This is a genomic window from Streptomyces sp. GC420 (assembly GCF_009916105.1).
Classification (GTDB): domain Bacteria; phylum Actinomycetota; class Actinomycetes; order Streptomycetales; family Streptomycetaceae; genus Streptomyces.
In genome coordinates this window covers 1-3,442 of the sequence record NZ_JAAAXQ010000572.1, presented here as the reverse complement: position 1 = coordinate 3,442, position 3,442 = coordinate 1, and the positions used below count along the sequence as shown (strand labels likewise).

The 3,442-nt window shown below is 72.7% G+C and carries 1 protein-coding gene and 1 pseudogene; one reads left to right on the top strand and one right to left on the bottom strand.

Annotated elements, in window-relative coordinates; translation table 11 throughout:
* A pseudogene (locus GUY61_RS36295) lies at nucleotides 1-1,760 on the bottom strand (ABC transporter ATP-binding protein); the annotation flags it as partial.
* 383 nt (nucleotides 1,761-2,143) lie between these two features.
* On the opposite strand from GUY61_RS36295, the gene GUY61_RS36290 reads away from it, so the two are divergent.
* Nucleotides 2,144-3,442 (top strand): lycopene cyclase family protein (locus tag GUY61_RS36290; RefSeq protein WP_166634558.1); only part of this gene is annotated, 1,299 nt, incomplete at its 3' end.

Genomic DNA, 3,442 nt, shown 5'->3' with positions numbered 1-3,442 from the left:
CCCCCTGGAGCTCCGCGTACGCCCCTCCCCTGCGCAGCAGCTCCTCGTGGCTGCCGACCTCCTCGATGCCCCCGTCCCGCATGACGACGATGCGGTCCGCGGTGCGGACGGTGGAGAGCCGGTGCGCCACGACGAACGTGGTCCGGCCGCGCACCAGCCGGGCCGGCGCCTGCTGGACCAGTGCCTCGGAGCGAGTGTCGAGCGCGGAGGTCGCCTCGTCGAGGATCAGCACTTTCGCGTTCCGTATCAGCGCACGCGCGATGGCCAGGCGCTGCTTCTGCCCGCACGACAGCCTGGCCCCCCGCTCGCCGACGACGGCGTCCAGGCCCCCGGGCAGCCGCTCCACGAAGTCGAGCGCATTGGCGTCGCGCAGGGCCCGGCGCACCGTCGCCCCGTCCACGTCCTCCATGCCGTAGGCGACGTTCTCCCGGACGGTGCCATCGAACAGGATCGACTCCTGCGGTACGACGGACACGAAACGGCGGTACGTGCGCAGGTCGAGGGTGCTCATGTCGGCGCCGTCCAGCAGCAGACACCCCGAGGTCGGCCGGACGAACCCGACGACCAGGTTGAGGACGGTGGACTTCCCCGCTCCCGAGGCTCCGACGAGCGCGACCGTCTCGCCGGCGGGGACGGCGAGGGTGAAGTCCCGCACCGAAGGGCCGTCGGCCGAGTCGTAACGGAATCCGACCCCGCGGAACTCGATCTCGCCGCGTACCTCGGACACCTCCCGCTTGCCCTCGTTCTCCTCCAGCTCCGGGGCCTGCAGGACCTCACCTGCCGAGCGGACCGACTCCAGTCCCCTGCTGATCACCGGGGCCAGCCCCAGCAGAGTCGCGGTGGAGTTGGTCAGCGTGGTGAGGAAGGCGCTGAGCATGACGACGTCGCCCGCCGTCACGTTCCACACCCCGTAGTAGGCGACAAGCGCGGAGCCGGTGAGGAAGGCGACGCCCACCAGGTTCAGGAACACCCAGGACAGCGAGGCGAAGCGCCCGTTGAGCAGGTCAAGCCGCAGTGCCGATCCCAGGACCTGCTGGAGCGTGCCGTCCATCCGGCGCAGCGCATTGCCCTCCAGGCCGTGGGCGGGGGTGACGGGGATCGGCCGGGTCATCTCGTTGACACGTGAGGAGAGATGCTCCACCTCGTGCCGGAAGTGCTCGTTGTGCGTCCTCAGCCTGGTGCGCAGCCGGGCCACCAGCAGCGCGGCCACGGGCACGACGAGCAGGAACACGGGCAGGAACTCCGGGGTGCGGACGGCGATGATGGCGAGCCCGCCGCACAGCACCGTGACCGCGCCCAGCCCGGTCTCGGCGCTCTGCTGCACCGCCTGTTCGATGGTCTCGACGTCACGGACGACCTTCGCCTGGAGCACACCGGCGCTCACCCGGGAGTGGTAACCGATCGACAACTGCTGCATCCGGGTGCACAACGCCGACCGCAGCCCGGTGCCGACGCGCCGCACGCTGCCGTACAGCAGGCGGACGTACAGCAGGTGCAGTGGGAAGTTGACCACCAGGATGAAGGTGATCACGGCGGCGCTGGTCCAGAGGCGGCCGATGTCCCGGTGCTGGGTGCTGGACGACCGTGTCGATCATGGCCGCGGTGATCAGGGGGAGCAGCCAGACCGGGCTGTGCTTGACCGTGAAGACGACCACCGCGGCGGCCAGGCGGCCGCGGTCCCCTCGGAAGAGGTAGACCAGGGTACGGATCGGGTGCTCCCCGCGGTAGCGGTGGTCGAGCGGACCTTCCGGCAGCGCCATGAAGAGTGTCCCTTTCAGCTGCCACGAACCCAGTGGGTGAACGATCGGGATGATCGGGAGAATCGGAGGAGCGGGAGGAGCGAAGGGCGGGAAAGCGTCGGGGAGTAAGCGCTTTCCGAGAGGGGACTCTATCGCTCGCGCGACCGACGCCACAGGGTCGGCCGTCCCGCTGTACGGGCCGCTCGGCGCGCCGCCGCGGACGCGCGCCGCGCACATCCGCGACAGGGCCACGCCGTCCACTGCCGGTCCACTGCCGGTCCGCGGCGCAAGCGCCGCGAATCCGCGCGCCCTCGCGTGCATCCGGGCGGGCGATCGGAGCAGAAGACCCGACGGCAAGGGGTTCCGCCAGGTGTGGCCCCGCGAATCGGTGGGAGACATGCGGCATGACCGACGCAGAAGTCGTCATCGTCGGCGCGGGCGCCGCCGGGCTCTCCCTCGCCGACCGGCTGACGGCCCCCACCGCCCCCGGCCTTCCCGGCGATCCCGTGTCCGTCGTCCTGGCCGACGCCCCGCCGGGCCCGGCCCGGCCCGCCGAACGCACGTGGTGCTACTGGGAGGAACCCGGCGGCGCATACGACGAGGCCGTCGTCGCCTCCTGGGACCGGCTCCGCGTGCGCGCCCCCGACGGGACCCTCACCGAGGGCAGGCCCGCTCCCCTGCGCTACAAGATGCTCCGCTCCAGCGGCTTCGAGGAACTGCTGTCCGTACGGCTGCGCGCACGGCCCGGATTCCGCCGGACGGAAGCACACGTCCACGCCGTGCACGACACCCGTGACGGCGCCCGCGCGCAGGGAGTCACGGCCGGCGGCGACCCGGTCGAGCTGCGTGGCCGCTGGGTCTTCGACTCCCGGCCGCTGCGCCGGCTGCCCCCCGCCCGCACCCTGCTCCTCCAGCACTTCCGGGGCTGGTTCCTCCGCACCGAACGCCCCTCCTTCGACCCCGAGGCCGCCGAGTTCATGGACTTCCGCACACCGCAGCCGCGCCGCGGCCTGTCCTTCGGCTACGTGCTCCCGCTCGGCACCCGCGAAGCCCTGGTCGAATACACCGAGTTCTCCCCCGCCGTCATCGACGGCGCCGCCTACGACGAGGCCCTGCGCCACTACACCGGCACCGTGCTCCGCCTCGGCCCGTTCCAGACCCGCTCCGCCGAGCAGGGCGTCATCCCGATGACCGACGCCGTCTTCCCCCGGCGCACCGGCCGGGCCGTCTTCCGCATCGGCGCGGCCGGCGGCGCCACCCGGCCTGCCACCGGTTACACCTTCGCCGCCGCACGCCGGCAGGCCGCGGCGGTCGCGGACGCCTGCCGCACCGGCCGTACGCCCGTACCGCCGCCCGCCCACTCCGCCAGGTCACGGGCGATGGACGCGGTCATGCTGCGGGCGCTGGCGACCGGGCGGGTCAACGGCCCCGACTTCTTCTTCGAACTGTTCCGCCGATCCCCCACCGAGCGGCTGCTGCGCTTCCTCGACGGGGACACCCGGCTCCTCGAGGACCTCGCCACCGGGGCGCACACCCCCGTCCTGCCCATGCTCCGCACGGTCGCCGAACTGCCGCTGCTGCGCCGCCGGGAGCACAGCGGCCCCTTCGCGGCGCCCGTCTCCCTGCCGGCCGGTCCACCGCACGCCGGCCCCAACGATCCCGCGGACCCGACCCGCCGGGTGCTGGATCTTGCCGCAGCCCTC